This window comes from Polaromonas sp. P1_G2 (assembly GCF_056405515.1).
Map to the genome: position 1 here is coordinate 1 of NZ_JBFUBY010001435.1, position 404 is coordinate 404.

The window sequence follows — 404 nt, forward strand, 5'->3', positions numbered from 1 at the left end:
GTCGTGGCGAGTTATGCCGGCGTCACCGTCGCGCAGATGAACGATCTTCGTTCGAAGATGCGCGCACAGGGTGGCACCGTCAAGGTCGCGAAGAACCGCCTGGCCAAGATCGCTCTTCAGGGCACGGAGTCTGAAAAGATCAACAATCTTTTCAAGGGCCAGACGCTCATTTGCTATGCGAATGATCCGATTACGGCTCCCAAGATCGCCTCTGATTTCGCCAAGACCAACGACAAGCTGGTCATCATCGGCGGAGCCATGGGCGCGACGGCTCTCGATGCCGAAGGCGTAAAAGCACTTGCGACGTTGCCGTCGCTGGACGAACTGCGTGCGAGACTGCTGGGTATGATCCAAACCCCGGCTACCCGCATCGCTGCTGTCGTTCAGGCTCCGGCAGCCCAGCT

Annotated in this window: 1 protein-coding gene; it reads left to right on the top strand. The window is 59.2% G+C overall.

Annotated elements, in window-relative coordinates; genetic code table 11:
- Nucleotides 1-404, top strand: a 404-nt coding sequence (gene rplJ / locus AC1D0P_RS30945) for a 50S ribosomal protein L10 (protein ID WP_477680224.1), incomplete at both ends; no start/stop codon positions are given.